At 65.1% G+C, this 17,674-nt stretch carries 14 protein-coding genes; all 14 read left to right on the top strand.

The genetic code is table 11. From position 1 onward, the window contains the following. Positions 1–62 precede the first annotated feature (62 nt). The 14 genes from LOY26_RS14470 to ureC all read left to right on the top strand — a co-directional run bounded on the left by LOY26_RS14470 (position 63) and on the right by ureC (position 17,664). Positions 63–1,010, top strand: a complete 948-nt coding sequence (locus tag LOY26_RS14470) for a LysR family transcriptional regulator (protein WP_258713683.1) — start codon at positions 63–65, stop codon at positions 1,008–1,010. 34 nt (positions 1,011–1,044) lie between these two features. Then, positions 1,045–2,010, top strand: a complete 966-nt coding sequence (locus LOY26_RS14465; RefSeq protein WP_258713682.1) for a LysR family transcriptional regulator — start codon at positions 1,045–1,047, stop codon at positions 2,008–2,010. A 164-nt stretch (positions 2,011–2,174) separates the two neighbouring features. Next, positions 2,175–3,716 carry a UxaA family hydrolase gene (locus tag LOY26_RS14460; protein WP_258713681.1) on the top strand — a complete coding sequence of 514 codons (1,542 nt, stop codon included), beginning with the start codon at positions 2,175–2,177 and terminating at the stop codon, positions 3,714–3,716. 35 nt (positions 3,717–3,751) lie between these two features. Beyond that, positions 3,752–5,332 carry an aldehyde dehydrogenase (NADP(+)) gene (locus LOY26_RS14455; protein WP_033698381.1) on the top strand — a complete coding sequence of 527 codons (1,581 nt, stop codon included), beginning with the start codon at positions 3,752–3,754 and terminating at the stop codon, positions 5,330–5,332. Positions 5,333–5,348: 16 nt separating this feature from the next. After that, entirely contained in the window at positions 5,349–6,419 is a 1,071-nt protein-coding gene (locus tag LOY26_RS14450) for an Ldh family oxidoreductase (RefSeq protein WP_047583135.1), read from the top strand. 26 nt (positions 6,420–6,445) lie between these two features. Continuing rightward, the gene (locus tag LOY26_RS14445; RefSeq protein ID WP_186665124.1) at positions 6,446–7,663 is read left to right on the top strand and encodes a fumarylacetoacetate hydrolase family protein; all 1,218 of its coding nucleotides are present in this window, start codon (positions 6,446–6,448) and stop codon (positions 7,661–7,663) included. 99 nt (positions 7,664–7,762) lie between these two features. Continuing rightward, entirely contained in the window at positions 7,763–9,070 is a 1,308-nt protein-coding gene (locus LOY26_RS14440; RefSeq protein ID WP_238347524.1) for an MFS transporter, read from the top strand. Positions 9,071–9,217: 147 nt separating this feature from the next. Continuing rightward, positions 9,218–10,867 (top strand): VRR-NUC domain-containing protein, encoded by a 1,650-nt coding sequence (locus tag LOY26_RS14435; RefSeq protein ID WP_033698377.1) that lies wholly within the window; start codon positions 9,218–9,220, stop codon positions 10,865–10,867. Next, on the top strand, positions 10,864–13,125 hold the full coding sequence (locus tag LOY26_RS14430) for an ATP-dependent DNA helicase (RefSeq protein ID WP_258713680.1): 2,262 nt from the start codon (positions 10,864–10,866) through the stop codon (positions 13,123–13,125). The genes LOY26_RS14435 and LOY26_RS14430 overlap by 4 nt, the downstream gene beginning before the upstream one ends. Before the next feature lie 198 nt (positions 13,126–13,323). Then, positions 13,324–14,238, top strand: a complete 915-nt coding sequence (gene xerC, locus LOY26_RS14425) for a tyrosine recombinase XerC (protein WP_186655832.1) — start codon at positions 13,324–13,326, stop codon at positions 14,236–14,238. A 242-nt stretch (positions 14,239–14,480) separates the two neighbouring features. Next, positions 14,481–15,314 carry an urease accessory protein UreD gene (locus tag LOY26_RS14420; protein ID WP_258713679.1) on the top strand — a complete coding sequence of 278 codons (834 nt, stop codon included), beginning with the start codon at positions 14,481–14,483 and terminating at the stop codon, positions 15,312–15,314. 10 nt (positions 15,315–15,324) lie between these two features. Continuing rightward, positions 15,325–15,627 (top strand): urease subunit gamma, encoded by a 303-nt coding sequence (locus LOY26_RS14415; RefSeq protein ID WP_033698369.1) that lies wholly within the window; start codon positions 15,325–15,327, stop codon positions 15,625–15,627. A 19-nt stretch (positions 15,628–15,646) separates the two neighbouring features. Beyond that, entirely contained in the window at positions 15,647–15,964 is a 318-nt protein-coding gene (locus LOY26_RS14410) for an urease subunit beta (protein WP_186655819.1), read from the top strand. Continuing rightward, positions 15,961–17,664 carry an urease subunit alpha gene (gene ureC, locus LOY26_RS14405; protein WP_186665088.1) on the top strand — a complete coding sequence of 568 codons (1,704 nt, stop codon included), beginning with the start codon at positions 15,961–15,963 and terminating at the stop codon, positions 17,662–17,664. The genes LOY26_RS14410 and ureC overlap by 4 nt, the downstream gene beginning before the upstream one ends. The last annotated feature ends 10 nt before the right edge of the window (positions 17,665–17,674 follow it).

Below are 17,674 nucleotides of genomic sequence, written 5' to 3'. Positions count from 1 at the left end.
TGTAGGTTGTCGAGCGATACAGGCATAATCGCCAATTCCTAAGTAGGGATATCGAAATTGATATGTCTCAGATGCCCCCGGACACGCCGCCGCTGACGCCATCGCTCGGCACATTGAAGATTTCCAGCCGCCAGATCACCTTGCTCAACGCGCTGGGCGAATTTGGCAACCTGCGCCGCGCCGCTGCGGCCATGCACACCACGCAACCGGCGGCCAGCCTGCTGTTGCAGCAACTGGAAGAACGCCTGGGCGTGCGCCTGTTCGAGCGCCTGCCGCGCGGCATGCAGCCGACGCTGTATGGCGAGGTGATGATTCGCTATGCGCAGAACGCGCTGCACGAGTTCGAGCATGCCCAGGCACAGATCGCCGAGCTGGCTCGCGGTGCCTCGGGCCTGGTCCGGGTGGGCAGTGTCATGGGGCCGGTGCCCGGCCTGCTGACCAAGGCGGTGCTGGCCTACAAGCGCGACCACCCCAAGGTGCGGATCTCCCTTGAAGTCGGGACCAGCGACACCTTGCTGCCGGCGCTGTTGCGCGGTGATTTCGACATGGTGGTCGGGCGCCTGCCAGACCAGAGCGACAGCCAGGACCTGAACATCGAACTGTTCGAAGGGGGTGAGCAGATGCGCGTGATCGCCCGCGCCGGGCACCCGTTGGCCAACGCCAAGGCATTGCAGCTGGCAGACCTGGTGGCCCTGACCTGGATCCTGCACCCCATCGGCAGCCCCATGCGCCGGCGGGTCGAGAGCGCCTTGCAGGCGGGCGGCATGGTGCAGTCGCTGGACATCGTCGAAACCGCCTCGATCCTGGCCACCACCGCCATGCTCGAAGCCTCCGAAATGATTGCCGTGGTGCCCAACGATGTGGCCCAGCACTATGCGCGCTACGGCATGGTCGCCATCCTGCCGGTGGAGCTGCCGATCACCATGGCCAACCTGGGCTTGCTGACCCTGCGCTCGCGGCCCAATTCCGTGGCCCTGGGCCGCTTGCTGCAGTACCTGCGGGCGCAATAGCCATGCCTTCACACCTTTTCGAGGTTGCCCTCTGATGCCGTCGGACATTACCCATTCCAGCTTCTGCAACTGGGTCCGCTTCAAGCACCTGGTGCTGATCGACACCCTGGCACGTACTCGCAACATGCACGCCACCGCCACCCGCATGAACCTCAGCCAACCTGCCCTGAGCAAGATGCTGCGGGACCTGGAAGAGCAGTTCGGCTTTGCTTTGTTCGAGCGCCTGCCACGCAGCATGCCGCCTACCGAGCTTGGCGAGTACGTGGTGCGCTACGCCCAGGGGGTGCTGGCCGACTCGCAGCAGTTCGTCGACCAGGTCAACCGGCTGCGCAAAGGCGGGCATGGGTTTATCCGGGTTGGCGGTATTTTCGCGGCTACCCCCGTGGTGCTGCCCCAGGCGATTGCCGCCATCAAGGCGCGCAGCCCGTTGCTGTCGATCGAGGTGGTGGAGCACTCCAGTGACCATCTGCTGGCCATGCTGGAGCAGAACAAGCTCGATATCATGATCGGCCGCTTCACCGAAGAGCGCTTCAGCCAGTTGTTCGATTATCAGCCCCTGGAGCCCGAGCCCTTCAGCCTGGTGGTCAACAGCCGCCACCCGCTCAATGCCCTTGCCAGCACCCCGTTGGAGGCCCTGGGTAACTGGCCATGGGTGCTGTACCCCGTGGGTACGCCGATCCGCAACCGCCTGGAGCAGGCGTTCAGGGATGCCGGCATTGCCACGCCGGCGGACAGCGTCGAGACCATTTCGATGCCGATGTTCCTGCAGTTGCTGCAGTCCGGCCCGATGATCGCCATGCTGCCCAGGTCGATGGTCGCCGCGCAACTGAACAGCGGCCAGTTCAAGGAGTTGCAAAGCCCCTTGCACTTGCCGGCACTGGAATACGGCATCGTCACCCGCAAGGACGAGCCGCTGACCCCGTCGGCCCGGGAGTTCGTCGACATTCTGCTCGACTTTGCGCAGCAACGGCGTGACGCGCCAGGGGCGCCAAGCGATTGATAAATCACCGCTGACAGGCGGTATCGATAACCCAGAGTTATCGCGTGATCGGATCATCTCATTGGGAATGTTGCGCAAGGCTTCTTACAGTGGTCGCAGATTCGCCCGGCATCGAACGGGCGTCGCCATAACAAGAAGTCAGCCGCACCGCCCTGAGAGGTCCCATGCAACTGATTGCCCGATCCGGTGACCTTGCCGTCATCCGCCTCAACCCGCTGGACAACGTCCTAATCGCCCGCCAGGCCTTGCCTGAAGGCCTGCACCTGGACGCCGAGGCGATCACCGTGCGCCAGGCGATCCCCTCGGGGCACAAAGTGGCCACGCAGCGTGTGGAGCAGGGCCAGCCCCTGCGCCGCTATGGCCAGATCATCGGTTTTGCGTCCCAGCCCATCGACGCTGGCGACCATGTACACGTCCACAACGTGCAGATGGGCGATTTCGCCCGTGACTACGCCTTTGGCGTCGATGCCCGCAGCACGCCGAGCCGCGAGGCGGTGTTCCAGGGCATCGTGCGTGCCGATGGGCGGGTGGCCACCCGCAACTACATTGGCATTCTCACCTCGGTGAACTGCTCGGCGACCGTGGCACGGGCCGTGGCCGACCACTTTCGCCGCGACATTCACCCCGCAGCCTTGGCCGACTACCCCAATATCGATGGCGTGGTGGCATTGACCCACGGCGCCGGCTGCGCGGTCGACCCCTCTGGCGAGGCGCTGGGCTTGTTGCGTCGCACCCTGGCGGGTTACGCCGTACACGCCAATTTCGCTGCCGTGCTGATCATCGGCCTTGGCTGTGAAACCAACCAGATCGAAAGCCTGCTCGAAACCCAGGGGCTGACCACCAGCACCCAGCTGCGCGCCTTTACCATCCAAGGCATCGGTGGCACCTCGAAGACCATCGCCGCCGGCATCGAGCAGGTCAAGGGGCTGCTGGCCGAGGCCAACCAGGTGCAGCGCGAGCCGGTCAGTGCGCGCCACCTGATCGTCGGCCTGCAATGTGGTGGGTCCGATGGCTACTCGGGGATCACCGCCAACCCGGCGTTGGGCAATGCCGTCGACCGCCTGGTGGCCGCCGGTGGTACGGCGATCCTTTCCGAAACACCTGAAATCTATGGCGCCGAGCACCTGCTGACCCGTCGCGCGGTCAGCCGTGAGGTGGGCGAGAAGCTGGTCGCCCGTATCCACTGGTGGGAAGACTACTGCCAGCGCATGAATGCCGAACTGAACAACAACCCTTCGGCCGGCAACAAGGCCGGTGGCCTCACCACCATCCTCGAGAAGTCGCTGGGCGCGGTGGCCAAGGCCGGTTCCAGCAACCTGGTCGATGTCTACCAGTACGCAGAAGCGGTGCGGGCCCAGGGCCTGGTGTTCATGGACACGCCGGGCTACGACCCGGTCTCGGCCACTGGCCAAGTCGCCGGCGGCGCCAACCTGATCGCCTTCACCACCGGCCGCGGCTCGGCCTACGGCTGCGCGCCGGCACCGTCCATCAAGCTGGCGACCAACAACCGGGTGTTCGAGCACCAGGAAGAAGACATGGACGTCAACTGCGGTGGCATCGCCGATGGTTCCACCAGCATCGAAGAGCGCGGCGCGTACATCTTCGAACAGATGCTGCGCATCGCGTCCGGCGCGCGCAGCAAAAGCGAACAGCACGGCTACGGGCAGAACGAGTTCGTGCCCTGGCAGATCGGCGCCGTGACCTGATCGACAGCCCATTCCTGATTTTTGAGGCAACCCCTATGCACGTTAGCGGATACAACTTCATTGCCGGCCAGCGCAGCGCTCAGGGCCAGACCCTGGTCTACAGCGTCGATGCCCACACCGGTGAACGCCTGCCGGTCGCTTTCCACCAGGCTACCCTGGCCGAGGTCGACAACGCCGTGAATGCTGCCTCTGCGGCCTTCCCGCTGTTTCGCAACCTGGCATCCGTGCGCCGCGCCGAGTTCCTGGAGGCCATTGCCGACGAGCTCGACGCCCTCGGCGAAGACTTCATCGCTTTGACCTGCCAGGAAACGGCTCTGCCAACGGCCCGTATCCTCGGCGAGCGCGGCCGTACCAGCGGGCAGATGCGCCTGTTCGCCCAGGTGCTGCGCCGGGGTGACTTCTATGGCGCCCGCATCGACCAGGCACTGCCTGCCCGTACGCCTCTGCCACGGCCTGATTTGCGCCAGTACCGCATTGGCGTAGGCCCGGTGGCGGTATTTGGGGCTAGCAACTTCCCCCTGGCGTTCTCCACGGCGGGGGGTGACACCGCAGCGGCCCTGGCGGCCGGTTGCCCGGTCGTTTTCAAGGCCCACAGCGGCCATATGGCCACCGCCGAGCGGGTCGCCGAGGCCGTGATCCGGGCCGCTGAACGCACCGGCATGCCGGCCGGTGTGTTCAACATGATCTTCGGTGGCGGCGTTGGCGAGGCACTGGTCAAGCACCCTGGCATCCAGGCAGTGGGCTTCACCGGTTCGCTCAAGGGCGGGCGTGCGCTGTGCGACATGGCGGCGGCAAGGCCACAGCCGATACCGGTATTCGCCGAAATGTCGAGTATCAACCCGGTGCTGGTACTGCCTCAGGCCTTGGCCAACCGCGGCGCGCAACTGGCCAAGGAACTCACCGCTTCGGTGGTGCAGGGCTGTGGCCAGTTCTGCACCAACCCGGGCTTGGTCCTGGGCATTCGCTCACCGGCGTTCAATGCTTTCATCGAGCAGTTGGCCGGGCACATGGCTGACCAAGCGCCACAGACCATGCTCAACGCCGGCACCTTGAACAGCTACGGCAAAGGCCTGCAGGCCTTGGCTGCCCACCCGGGGGTGAAGCGGTTGAGTGGCCTGGCGCAACAGGGTAATCAGGCCCAGCCGCACCTGTTCGAGGCCGATGTCAGCCTGCTGCTGGAGCAGGACGAGCTGCTTCAGGAAGAAGTGTTCGGCCCTTGCACGGTAGTGGTTCAGGTAGCCGACGACGCCGAGCTGCTGCGTGCGGTCGCGGCCTTGCGCGGGCAATTGACCGCCACGCTGCTGGCGGACGATGCGGACCTCGCGGGCTACGGCCATCTGCTCGGTGCGTTGGAAGAGAAAGTCGGTCGCGTTCTGCTCAACGGCTACCCCACCGGGGTCGAGGTGTGCGATGCGATGGTGCACGGTGGCCCGTATCCGGCCACTTCGGACGCCCGTGGCACCTCGGTCGGCACCCTGGCCATCGACCGCTTTCTGCGCCCGGTGTGCTACCAGAACGTGCCGGATGCCTTGCTGCCCGCCGCCTTGCAGAACGCCAACCCGCTGGGCATACAGCGCCTGGTCGATGGCAAGCCAAGCCGCGCGGCCCTGAACTGATCGTGGAGTGCCAGGCATGACTCAAACCAGACGCTACGACGTGCAGGTAATCACTGCTTTCGTCGAGCAACTGTTCGAAAAAGCAGGTGCCGATGCCGAGGTCGCCCAAGTGGTGACCCAGGTGCTGCTCGAAGGCGAAGTGCTGGGCCATCGCACCCATGGCCTGAACCTGGTCAGCCGCTATATCGGCGGTATGCTCAGCGGGCAGGTCAAGGCGCAAGCCCAGGCGCTGGAGCAGGTGTCGGACAGCGGGGTCTCCAGCCTGTTCGACGGCCATTACCTGCTCGGCCCTTACTGCGTCAGCCGCGCCCTCGACTGCGCGGCCACAGGGGCCAGTGCACAGGGCATCGGCATTGCTGTGGTGCGCCGGGCCGCGCACATCGGCTGCCTGGCAGCGTACCTGAAACCCTACACCGACCGTGGCCTGGTGGCCCTGGTGTATTCGTCGGACCCGTCGGTGGGGCTGGTCTGTGCCCATGGCGGGGTCGACCCGGTGTTCACGCCCAACCCGATTGCCGCCGGCATACCGACCCAGGGCGAGCCGATCCTGCTGGATGTGAGCATGTCCACCGTGACCCTGGGCCTGGTCGGCCAGTGCCGTGATGCCGGCAGCAAGCTGCCGCACCCGGTGCTGATGAGCAACGACGGCCAACTGAGCGATGACCCGCGCGACTTCTTCAGCCAGCCGCAGGGCAGCATCCTGCCGCTGGGCGGCCAGGCCTTTGGTCACAAGGGCTTTGCCTTGGCGATTCTGGTCGAGGCGCTGACCTCGGGGCTGGCTGGCCATGGTCGCAAGGACGCCCCGGACCAGTGGGGCGCGTCGGCCACCGCCGTGGTCATCGACCCGCGCTTTTTCGGCGGCCTGCAAGCATTCACCGACGAAACCAGCTTCCTCGGCCAATTGGTCCTCGCCAGCCGCCCGGTAGACCCCGAACGCCCGGTACGCCTGCCAGGCCAGGCCGGCCTGGCCTTGCGCCGACACGCGCTGGAGGAGGGGGTGAGCCTGTCGGCGCACGTGCTCGATGACCTCGACCAGTTGGCTGGGCAGTTGCAACTGGCGCCACTTTCGCAGGCGCTGGCTCAATGAATGACAATGACAACAAGGGTACCCACATGACCGACCAATCGAATGCCACGCCACCGCTGCAACTAAGCCACGACATCGCCGTGTTCGACAGCGGCACCTGGGTCGGCCGGGTCTGGCTGCCCGATCAGGGCCCCGCCGTGGTGCTGGTCAAAGCGGGCGCCGTGCACGATATCAGCGCCCATGTAGCGACCGTTTCGGCCTTGCTCGAAGTGGCCGACCCGGTTGCTTATCTGCGCGCGCTGCCGTTGCCCGAGGCGTTGATCGCTCTGCCGGCGTTGCTGCGCAACAGCGACCCCAGCCAGCGTGACGCACGTTTGCCCTGGCTGCTGGCGCCGATCGACCTGCAAGCGGTCAAGGCCGCCGGTGTGACCTTTGCCGCCAGCCTGCTGGAGCGGGTGGTGGAAGAGCAGGCCAAGGGCGACCCGGCCAAGGCCGATGCCATCCGCGACACCCTGGCCAGCCGCATCGGTGCGGACCTCTCGCAGATCATCCCGGGTTCTGCCCAGGCCGAAGCGCTGCGCAAGGTGCTGGTGGAGCAGGGCCTGTGGTCGCAATACCTGGAAGTGGGCATTGGCCCGGACGCCGAAGTGTTCACCAAGGCGCAGCCGCTGTCGGCGGTCGGGCATGGCGCCGACATCGGCATCCATCCCAAGTCCAGCTGGAACAACCCGGAGCCGGAAGTGGTGCTGGCGGTATCGAGCGACGGCAGCATCAAGGGCGCCATGCTGGGTAACGATGTCAACCTGCGCGACTTCGAGGGGCGCAGTGCCTTGCTGCTGTCCAAGGCCAAGGACAACAACGCCTCCACCGCGCTGGGGCCATTGCTGCGCCTGTTCGATGAAAGCTTTGGCCTGGACGATGTGCGTAACGCCGAAGTGGACTTGCGTGTCGAAGGCCAGGACGGCTTCATTCTTGCTGGCCGCAGCTCCATGCGCCAGATCAGCCGTGACCCGCAAGACCTGGTGCAGCAAACCCTCAACGAAAACCACCAGTACCCCGACGGGCTGGTGCTGTTTCTCGGTACTCTGTTCGCCCCCAAGCAGGACCGCGACCAGCCCGGCAACGGCTTCACCCACAAGCCAGGCGACCTGGTCGCCATCAGCAACGCGCAACTGGGTACCTTGTGCAACCGTGTGACCACCAGCGACCAGGCGCCGCAATGGGGCTTCGGCCTGCGCGCGCTGATCGACAGCCTGAGCCGGCGCGGCCTGCTCGAAGCAGCGGTGACGGCACGCCAACCTTGACGGCTGCCGTGCCCCAGGGATGAACGTAACAGGATAGATGGACCGCCAAGGCGCTGAAGGCGCTGCAACAATAATAATAAAGGCCACCCAATGAACCCTATGAAGAAGTATCAGCGCCTCACCGTCGTGTTCCTGCTGTTGATCGGCATCGTCAACTACCTGGACCGCAGCGCGCTGTCGATCGCCAACACCTCGATCCAGAAAGACATGATGATCAGCCCCTCGCAGATGGGCATTCTGTTGTCGGCGTTCTCCATCGCCTACGCCTTTGCCCAGTTGCCGATGGGCATGATCATCGACCGCCTGGGCAGCAAGATCGCCCTGGGCGCCTCGTTGCTGGCCTGGTCGGTGGCCCAGGCCACTTTCGGCATGGTCAACAGCTTTGCCGGCTTCATGGGCCTGCGTGTGTTGCTGGGGATTGGCGAGGCGCCGATGTTCCCGTCGGCGGCCAAGGCCTTGTCCGAATGGTTCGATGCCAATGAACGCGGTACCCCGACTGGCATCGTCTGGTCCTCGACCTGCCTGGGCCCATGCCTGGCGCCGCCCTTGCTGACCCTGTTCATGGTCAATTTCGGCTGGCGTGGCATGTTCATCATTACCGGCCTGATCGGCGTGGTGCTGGCGCTGTGCTGGCTGACCTTCTACAAGAGCAAGGCGCAGTACCTGGCCGAGCTCGCCGCCGAAGGCAAACCGCTGCCGAGCGCGCACAAGCAATCGCCAGCCACGGCCATCCCGCAGGCGGCGAAGCCTTCGTACTTCGCGGGCTGGCTCGACCTGTTCAAGCACCGCAGCACCTGGGGGGCGGTACTGGGCTTCATGGGCGTGATCTACATGCTCTGGCTGCACCTGACCTGGTTGCCCGGTTACTTCGAACGTGAGCACGGGCTGGACCTGTACAAGACTGCCTGGGTGGTGTCGCTGGCCTATGGCTTCGGTGCGGCGGGCACGATCGTAGCCGGGCGCTTCTGCGACCTGCTGGTCAAGCGGGGCATGAGCATCCTTGGCAGCCGCAAGTTCAGCGTCATCACCGGCCTGGTGCTGGCCGCGCTGTTCACCCTGCCGTTGTCCTACGTCAGCGGCCTGACCGGCTGCGTGATCCTGCTGTGCCTGGCGCTGTTCAGCATCAACATGGCCAGTGCCACCGCCTGGATGATCGTCAACACCATCGTCGACAGCCCGCGGGTGGCGTCCTTCGGCTCGATCCAGAACTTCGGCGGCTACATTGCAGGCTCCGTGGCACCGATCGTCACCGGCTTCAGCATTCAGTACTCGGGCTCGTTCAACACGGCGTTCATGATCAGCGCGATCGTGGCGCTGTGCTCGGCGGTGGCTTACTTCCTGCTGCTGAAGGCGCCGATCGGCAGTGCCAAGGTCGAGTCGGGGACACTAGCAGGTGTGACCGAGTAATCGATCCGGCGCGCGCAGATCCCTGTGGGGCGGCCTTTCGCGACGCAAGCCCGCCCCCCATACAACAGAACGGACCTACGGCTATTGCCAGGTCCGTCTATCTGTATGTATAACCAGTATCCTTTCTCCACTGCCCGACCTCGCCCCGTGATTGCCCATTCCGTCGACGACCCGTTCTATTACCTGCACAACTTCCGCCAGGTGCTGTCATGGGTCGAACAGCGCTATGACGACCTGCTCGACGAGCAGGAGCTGGCGTTCATCCAGGCCTTTGCCCAATTGGACAGCCGCGCCCAGGCCCTGATGGTGCGTATGGTTATGCGCAAGGGCGAGCTGTTTCGCAGTGACAAGCTTGTGTACGCCGAAGTCGGCGATACCGAGCAGGCCTTGCAGCCGCTGCAGGCCTTGGGATGGGTGCGGGAGCCTGCACAATTGGCGCTGGAACAGCTGTTCACCATGCTGCGCAAGGACGAGCTGGCGCAGTGCTTCGCCGGGCAGTTGAGCCGCCCACGGGCCGCCAAGCACGACCTGCTCGCACAGCTGCAACCCCTGGGGCTCGCGCCCCGGCCGTTGACGCAGTGGTTTGCCGACAGCGACGTGCGCATCTTCCAGTGGTGCCTGCAACCGTTGTGTGACCGCATGCGCCTGTTGTTCTTCGGCAACCTGTACCAGGACTGGTCGGACTTCGTGCTCGCCGACCTTGGCCTGTTGCGCTACGAGCGCGTGCCTTTCAGCAGCGATTCGCGGGCCCTGCGCCATCGCGCCGAGGTCGACCTGGCCATGGCTTTGCACCAGTGCGCCGAGCGGCTGGAGCAAGGTGACGAGCCGCTGTCGATCCTCGGCGCGATGACAGGGCTGCACAGTGACAACCCGTGGTTGGCCCGGCGCCATGCCCGCCTGCTGTTCGCCCTGGGCCAGCAATGCGAACGGCAGGGTGACTGGGACCAAGCCATGGCCGTGTATGGCCAGTGCAGCCATGCCCAGGCGCGTATCCGCCAGGTACGCGTGCTGGAGCGCAGCGAACAGTGGCCACAGGCACATGCGCTTGCCCTGCAACTGGCTGCGGCCCCGGCCAACGCGCTGGAGGTGCAGGCGCTCGAACGCATGCTGCCGCGCCTGGCGCGCAAGCTCGGCGGGCCGCCGCAACGGCGCCAGCGCGCAGCGCAACTGCAACTGATCGAACTGGAGCTGCCCCGCGAGCACGCCGCCTTGGGCGTCGAGGAGGCCGTGCGCCAACACTTGGCCGAGGCCGGAGGGCAGGTTCATTACGTGGAAAACACGTTGTTCAACAGCCTGTTCGGCCTGTTGTGCTGGGAAGCGATTTTCGCGCCGGTACCGGGCGCGTTCTTCAACCCGTTTCAGGCCGCCCCCCAGGACTTGCACGACAGCGACTTCCAGCAACGGCGCAGTGCCCAGTTCGAGCGTTGCCTGGGGCGGTTGGACGATGGCAGCCATCGCCAGGCCATTCTCGACTGCTATGCCGCCAAGCAAGGCCTGCAGTCGCCGTTCGTGTTCTGGCCCATGCTCAGCGAAACCTTGCTTGAACAGGCGCTGGCCTGCCTGCCGCCCGCCCATCTGAAGCAATGCTTCCTGCGGCTGTTGCAGGACATCCGCAACAACCGCGCCGGCATGCCCGACCTGATCCAGTTCTGGCCCGACCAGGGTGGTTATCGCATGGTCGAGGTCAAGGGGCCGGGCGACCGCCTGCAAGACAACCAGTTACGCTGGCTGGAGTTCTGCCGTGCGCAGGGCCTGCCCGTTGCGGTGTGCCATGTGCGCTGGAGCGAGGCGGCGTGAGCTACAGCGTAGCCGTGCGCGCCTTGTGCGAGTTCAGTGCCAAGGTCGGCGACCTGGACCTGCGCTTTACCCCATCGCCCACCGCCCAGGAGGGTATGGAAGGGCATCGGCGGGTGGTGGCGCGGCGCGCCGCCGACTATGAGTCGGAAGTTGCCCTCGAAGGCCAGTTCGAAAGCCTCAGGGTGCGAGGCCGCGCCGACGGTTACGACCCCAGCTGCAATCGCCTGGAAGAGATCAAGACCTACCGCGGCGACCTCGCGCGCCAGCCGGCCAACCATCGTCAGCTGCACTGGGCGCAGGCCAAGGTCTATGCCTGGCTGATGTGCCAGGCGCGGCAATTGCCGGAAATCGATGTGGCTTTGGTGTACCTGGACGTGGACAGTGACGGCCAGACGCTGATCAGCGAGCACCACAGTGCTGCCGAGCTGCAAGCCTTCTTCGAGACCCAGTGCCGGCGCTTTCTGCGCTGGGCCGAGCATCAGCAACAGCGCCTGGCCGAGCGCGACCGCGGTCTGCAGGCCCTGGGCTTCCCCTATACACAGTTCCGCCAGGGCCAGCGCCAGTTGGCCGAGACCCTGTACAAGGCGGTGAGCACAGGCCGCTGCCTGATGGCGCAGGCCAGTACCGGCATCGGCAAGACGCTGGGTACCTTGTTCCCGTTGCTCAAGGCGATGGTGCCGCAGCAACTCGACAAAGTGTTCTTCCTCACCGCCAAGACACCGGGCCGGGCGCTGGCCCTCGATGCCATGCGCCAGATTACCGATGCCACACCGCAACCGGCCTTGCGCACCCTGGAGCTGATTGCCCGTGACAAGGCCTGCGAGCACCCCGACAAGGCCTGCCATGGCGAGTCCTGCCCCTTGGCGCAGGGTTTCTACGACCGCCTGCCCGCTGCCCGCGAGGCGGCGGCAGGGTTACCCTTGCTGGACCGTGCCCAGCTGCGCGAAGTGGCCTTGGCGCATCAGGTATGCCCGTACTACTTAGGCCAGGAAATGGCCCGCTGGGTGGACCTGGTGGTGGCCGATTACAACTATTACTTCGATGCCCATGCCTTGCTGTTCAGTCTGGCCCAGGCCAACCAATGGCGGGTGGCGGTGCTGGTGGACGAAGCGCACAACCTGGTCGAGCGCGGTCGCGGCATGTACAGCGCCAGCCTGGATCAAGGCCAGTTGCTTGCCTTGCGCCAGAGCAAGCCACAAGGGTTGAGCAGTGCGCTGGACCGCCTCAACCGGCAGTGGAACGCGTTGTACAAAGAGCAGCGGGCGCCGTATCAGGCCAGCGAGCAGTTGCCGGATGCCTTCTTGCGTGCCTTGCAGCAATGCATCGGGCTGATTCAGGAGCGCTTGAATCAGGCACCTGGCGAGGTGGATGCGCAGGTGCTGCAGTTTTTCTACCAGGCGCTGCAATTCAGTCGTGTCGCTGAACTGTTCGACGAGCATTTCATCTTCGACATCACCGTGCGCGACAGCCTGCGCAAGCGGCGGCTGGCGACCCTGTGTCTGCGCAATATCACCCCGGCGCGGCTGTTGGCGCCTCGCATGCAGGCGGCGCGCAGCGTAACGCTGTTTTCCGCCACGCTGAGTCCACGGCATTTCTACAGTGACCTGCTCGGCATGCCGGCCGACACGGCCTGGCTGGAAGTGGCGGCGCCGTTCCGCGCCGAGCAGCTCGAAGTGCGCATCGCCAGCCAGGTGTCGACCCGTTATCGTGAGCGCCACGCCTCGCTGGCACCGATTGTCGAACTGATCGCCGAGCAGTATCAGCGCAAGCCCGGCAACTACCTGGCGTTTTTCAGCAGCTTCGAGTACTTGCAACAAGTGGTCGCTTTGTTGGCTGAGCGTTACGGCCACATCCCCCACTGGGCCCAAGCGGCGGGCATGGACGAAGCGGCGCGTCAGGCATTTCTCGATCGTTTTGTGCTGGACGGCTGCGGCGTTGGCTTTGCGGTGCTGGGCGGGGCGTTTGGGGAAGGTGTGGATTTACCCGGCACACGGTTGATCGGGGCGTTTGTCGCCACACTCGGCCTGCCCCAGGTCAACCCCGTCAACGAGCAGTTCAAGCAGCGCCTGGGGCGCCAGTTTGGCGCCGGTTTTGACTATGCCTATCTGTACCCAGGCGTGCGCAAGGTCATTCAGGCGGCGGGCAGGGTCATACGCGGGGATCAGGACCAAGGCGTGCTGGTGCTGATCGACGAACGCTTTGCCGAGGCGCGGGTGCAGCAGATGTTTCCCGGATGGTGGCAGACGGCTATTAACTAGTGTGGTGTTTCAGAAGTACCAATGAAACACCACACTTGCCGGCAGTCCTTCTTTCATTCAGCGGCTGTCAATTGGGGTAAGATCACGCCCCGAACCTTCGCACATCTCCTTGAATATCAAGGTGATGGCCATGCACCGACTCGCTTAGCGCTGTGCCTGTCCCCGTACCGGTCCAAGCGTCGCTACAGGATTCACGTTGTGACCGATTTCTCGAAAAACCCCCTGCTGCAGTACATGGCCCGCCTGGCCCCCTCCAGCCAGCAAACCATGCGCTACATCCTTCAGGACGCCGCTGACCGGCTGGGCTTTGCCGACTGCAATATCGTCGATGTGCCGTGGCACCGGCTCGACCCTGGCCACGTGATCGCCCTGGTGGCTGCGTTGCGTGAAGATGGCTATGCCCCCAACAGTTCGTCGCTGTATGTGAATGCAATACGCGGGGTGATGAACGAGGCGTGGCGCCAGGGCCTGATCGACCACGAACAGTTGCTGAGGATCCGCGAGGTCAAGCCCGCCACCGGCAGCCGCCTGCCACCGGGGCGCAACCTGCGCCGAAGCTTGATCCGCGAGTTGATGGAGGTGTGCGCCGCCGATCCCCGGCCGCAAGGCGTGCGCGACGCGGCGATCATCGCCTTGCTGTATGGCACCGGTATGCGCAAGTCGGAGTCGGTGGACATCGACCTGAGCCAGGTAGACTTCGAAGCCCGCAGCCTGCAGGTGCTGGGCAAGGGCAACCGGCAGTTGATCAAGTACGCGCCACCTTGGGCGTTCGAAAAGCTGCAGGCGTGGCTGGACCTGCGCCGCGACGACTTGCCGGAGGGCGCACCCGACGACCCATTTCTGTTCAACCGCATTCGCCGCGGCAATCACATTACCCGCGCACGCATCACCAAGCATGCGATCTATTACATTGCCCGCCAGCGGGGTGCGCAGGTTGGCGTGAAGATCATGCCTCATGATTTTCGCCGTGCGTTCATCACCCGGGTGATCGAAGAGCACGACCTGTCGATTGCCCAGAAGCTCGCGCACCATGCCAATATCCAGACCACCGCCAGTTACGACCGCCGCGATGACAACGAGCGCCGGCGGGCCGTAGACCGCTTCGACTACTGAAACCGCTGGCCCGGCACCGAAACAGGGCCTGCGCGCGCCCCCGCTTTGTGCGCCGTAGCCCCGTGTGCCCGATGCCAGAGCGGCTGCGCTGACGGTTTCATCTTCGTTCACCTGCGTAGTTGGCCCGCAACCTGCTATATCCAGCCTGAGAATTTGATCGAGTGGTCAGGCTGGCAGCGCTTCAGTGCCGCCTGCCTGACCCTCTAAACGGCCGTCAGGTCACGGATTTCAGGGGCCGCAGGATGTCGCTCGCGGAGCAGATCGAACAACAGCAAGACGATGCGGGCTGGAGCGCCTACCTGCAGTTGCGTTTTAGCCGACGCGACGATGTGACCCGCCTTGGTGCGCGGCGGCATTTCGGACCTCTTTTGGTGCAGCGGCCTTTCTATCCTGAGGGGGCGCCGTGCCATGTGTATGTGCTGCACCCGCCTGGTGGCATCGTCGCCGGCGACCGGCTGGAGTTGGATATCCACCTTGAGCCTTGCAGCCATGCGTTGCTGACCATGCCTGGCGCCAGCAAGTTCTACCGCAGCATCGGCCCGACCGCGCGCTTGGCCCAGCGCTTTCACCTGGGCGCCAACAGCACCCTGGAATGGTTGCCCCAGGACAGCATCTTCTTCGCCGGTGCCCGCGCCAGCCTCGACAGCCGTTTCACCCTGGCGCCGGGCGCCCGGTTGCTGGCCTGGGAAACCTTGTGCCTGGGCCGCCCGGTCATGAACGAACGCTTCGATCACGGCGCCCTCGACAGCCGCTTGCACATCGAAATGCCCGACGACCCCGGCCTGTACGAACGGCTGCGCATCGAAGGCGGGCAACTGGACAAGCTCGCCGGCCACCCGCTGCTGGCCACCTTCTGCGCCACTCCGGCCGACCCCGCACTGCTGGAGCACGTCCGGGCCTTGCTCGACGAACTGGACAACCCCGCTGGGGCGACCTTGCTTGGGTCGCTGCTGGTGATCCGCCTGCTCGACCACGACAACCAACACCTGCAACACACCTTGCAACGCCTGTGGCATGTCCTGCGCCCGGCCGTTATCGGCCTGCCTGCCTGCCCGCCGCGTATCTGGGCTACCTGAGAGAAGCGCCATGGAGCTGACCCCGAGAGAGAAAGACAAACTGCTGCTGTTCACCGCCGCGCTGCTGGCGGAGCGGCGCCTGGCCCGCGGCCTGAAACTCAACTACCCGGAAGCGGTGGCGCTGATCAGTGCCGCCGTGCTCGAAGGCGCCCGTGATGGCCGCACGGTGGCCGAGCTGATGAGCCTGGGCCGCGAAGTGCTGAACCGTGAGCAGGTCATGCCAGGCATCGCCGAAATGATCCACGACGTGCAGGTCGAGGCGACCTTCCCGGATGGCACCAAGCTGGTGACCGTGCATGACCCCATCGTCTGAACCCGGCCAGGAGCCCCGCATGATCCCAGGTGAAATCCAGGTCGCCGCCGGCGACATCGAACTCAACAGCGGCCGCGCGACGGTGAGCGTCCGTGTGGCCAACCATGGCGACCGACCGGTGCAGGTCGGCTCGCACTATCACTTCTACGAAGTCAACGACGCACTGGTGTTCGAACGTGCGCCCACCCTGGGCTTTCGCCTGGACATCCCGGCCGGCACCGCCGTGCGCTTCGAACCGGGCCAGGCCCGCACCGTGCAACTGGTGGCCTATGCCGGCAAGCGTGAGGTGTATGGTTTCCAGGGCAAGGTGATGGGCGCACTGGAGGGCAGGGTATGAGCCGTATTTCCCGTCGCGCCTATGCCGACATGTTCGGCCCTACCGTCGGCGACCGCGTGCGCCTGGCCGATACCGCGCTTTGGGTCGAGGTCGAGAAGGACTTCACGGTGTATGGTGAAGAGGTCAAGTTTGGCGGTGGCAAGGTCATCCGTGACGGCATGGGGCAGGGCCAGATGCTGGCGGCTGAGGCCATGGACCTGGTGCTGACCAACGCGTTGATCATCGATCACTGGGGCATCGTCAAGGCCGACATCGGCGTCAAGCACGGGCGTATTGCCGCGATAGGCAAGGCCGGCAACCCCGATGTGCAACCGGGTGTCACTGTACCGGTTGGCCCGGGTACCGAAGTGATTGCTGCTGAAGGCAAGATCGTCACGGCCGGCGGTATCGATTCGCACATCCATTTCATCTGCCCGCAGCAGGTGGAGGAGGCACTCACCAGCGGCGTAACCACCTTCATTGGCGGCGGCACGGGGCCGGCCACCGGCACCAATGCCACCACCTGCACGCCCGGGCCGTGGTACCTGGCGCGCATGCTCCAGGCGGCCGACAGCCTGCCGATCAACATCGGCTTGTTGGGCAAAGGCAATGCGTCGCGCCCCGAGGCGTTACGCGAGCAGATCGCCGCCGGTGCCGTGGGCCTGAAGCTGCACGAGGACTGGGGCTCGACCCCGGCGGCCATCGACTGTTGCCTGGGCGTGGCCGAGGAGATGGACATCCAGGTGGCGATCCACACCGACACCCTCAACGAGTCCGGTTGCATCGAAGACACCCTGGCGGCCATCGGTGACCGCACCATCCATACCTTCCACACCGAGGGCGCTGGCGGCGGCCATGCGCCGGACATCATCCGCGCTGCAGGGCAGGCCAACGTGCTGCCGTCCTCGACCAACCCAACCTTGCCATACACCATCAACACGGTCGACGAACACCTGGACATGCTCATGGTCTGCCACCACCTGGACCCGAGCATCGCCGAGGACGTGGCGTTCGCCGAGTCGCGCATCCGCCGCGAAACCATCGCTGCCGAAGACATCCTCCACGACATGGGCGCTTTCGCCATGACCTCGTCCGACTCGCAGGCCATGGGCCGGGTCGGCGAGGTGGTGCTGCGTACCTGGCAGGTAGCCCACCAGATGAAGTTGCGCCGTGGGCCACTGGCCCCCGACAGCAGCTACAGCGACAACTTCCGGGTCAAGCGCTACATCGCCAAATACACCCTCAACCCGGCGCTGACCCACGGCATTGCCCATGAGGTGGGGTCGGTGGAGGTGGGCAAGCTGGCCGACCTGGTGCTGTGGGCGCCGGCCTTTTTCGCGGTCAAGCCCGCGTTGGTGATCAAGGGCGGGATGATCGTCACCGCGCCGATGGGCGATATCAATGGCTCGATCCCTACGCCGCAGCCGGTGCATTACCGGCCGATGTTCGGCGCGCTGGGGGCGGCGCGCCATGCCACGCGCATGACGTTTTTGTCTCAGACCGCCATGGACCGCGGCCTGGCCCAGGCGCTGAACCTGCGCAGCCTGATTGGCGTGGCCCATGGCTGCAGGCGCGTGCGCAAGGCCGACATGGTCCACAACACCTTGCAGCCGGTCATCGAAGTCGATGCGCAAACCTACCAGGTGCGTGCCGATGGCGAACTGCTGGTCTGCGAACCGGCCCGCGAACTGCCGCTGGCCCAGCGTTACTTCCTGTTCTGAAGGAGCACAG

Source organism: Pseudomonas sp. B21-047 (genome assembly GCF_024748775.1).
Lineage (GTDB): Bacteria > Pseudomonadota > Gammaproteobacteria > Pseudomonadales > Pseudomonadaceae > Aquipseudomonas > Aquipseudomonas capeferrum.
This window is presented reverse-complemented; position numbering and strand designations above follow the sequence as displayed.

What these genes read in the sequence shown, in the direction of transcription:
- LOY26_RS14460 (WP_258713681.1), top strand. Translation starts at nt 2,175, where the DNA reads ATGCAACTGATTGCCCGATCCGGTGACCTTGCCGTCATCCGCCTCAAC.
- LOY26_RS14440 (WP_238347524.1), top strand. Translation starts at nt 7,763, where the DNA reads ATGAAGAAGTATCAGCGCCTCACCGTCGTGTTCCTGCTGTTGATCGGC.
- LOY26_RS14450 (WP_047583135.1), top strand. Translation starts at nt 5,349, where the DNA reads ATGACTCAAACCAGACGCTACGACGTGCAGGTAATCACTGCTTTCGTC.
- ureC (WP_186665088.1), top strand. Translation starts at nt 15,961, where the DNA reads ATGAGCCGTATTTCCCGTCGCGCCTATGCCGACATGTTCGGCCCTACC.
- LOY26_RS14410 (WP_186655819.1), top strand. Translation starts at nt 15,647, where the DNA reads ATGATCCCAGGTGAAATCCAGGTCGCCGCCGGCGACATCGAACTCAAC.
- LOY26_RS14445 (WP_186665124.1), top strand. Translation starts at nt 6,446, where the DNA reads ATGACCGACCAATCGAATGCCACGCCACCGCTGCAACTAAGCCACGAC.
- LOY26_RS14465 (WP_258713682.1), top strand. Translation starts at nt 1,045, where the DNA reads ATGCCGTCGGACATTACCCATTCCAGCTTCTGCAACTGGGTCCGCTTC.
- LOY26_RS14470 (WP_258713683.1), top strand. Translation starts at nt 63, where the DNA reads ATGTCTCAGATGCCCCCGGACACGCCGCCGCTGACGCCATCGCTCGGC.
- LOY26_RS14420 (WP_258713679.1), top strand. Translation starts at nt 14,481, where the DNA reads ATGTCGCTCGCGGAGCAGATCGAACAACAGCAAGACGATGCGGGCTGG.
- LOY26_RS14455 (WP_033698381.1), top strand. Translation starts at nt 3,752, where the DNA reads ATGCACGTTAGCGGATACAACTTCATTGCCGGCCAGCGCAGCGCTCAG.
- LOY26_RS14415 (WP_033698369.1), top strand. Translation starts at nt 15,325, where the DNA reads ATGGAGCTGACCCCGAGAGAGAAAGACAAACTGCTGCTGTTCACCGCC.